At 47.8% G+C, this 467-nt stretch carries 1 pseudogene; it reads left to right on the top strand.

Features of this window, described 5'->3' with window-relative positions:
- Window positions 1–467 (top strand): annotated as a pseudogene (locus CYP05_RS00265) (DNA repair protein); the annotation flags it as partial.

Genomic DNA, 467 nt, shown 5'->3' with positions numbered 1-467 from the left:
AACCAAGCACGAAGTCCTACGTTAGCTCAGAAATGTTGCCTAGAGACTACGAGCGCTGCGAGGCGGTGGTCGTGCTAAAAGAGGTGGCTGACAGGCTCGGGCTTAGGAGGATAGACAAAGAGGGAAGGGCGAGTGGGCTAACGATGAATGTGAGATTTGCCGATAAGCTTGAGCCGCAGCAACGTGCAAGCGTGAGGTTTAAAACGCCAACAAATATCTCAAGCGTGCTGATGCGCGTGGCTGAGGAGCTACTTTTAAACAAGATAAAAAATGTCGGGCTAATCAGGCAAATAGGCATATCTGCAAACGATGTGGTGAAAGAAAATTTGGTTGAGTTTAGCCTATTTGCAAATGACGCCAAGGAAAAAGCGGTGCTAAAGTCGCTAAATTTGATAAAAGAGAAATTTGGCAAAAACTCGATCCTGCGCTCGATCGACCTGCTACCAGAAGCGACTGGGCAAGCTAGA

It is taken from the genome of Campylobacter concisus, assembly GCF_002913545.1.
Lineage (GTDB): Bacteria > Campylobacterota > Campylobacteria > Campylobacterales > Campylobacteraceae > Campylobacter_A > Campylobacter_A concisus_AV.
Note: the sequence above shows the minus strand (reverse complement) of the source record. Positions and strands in the feature narration are given on the sequence as shown.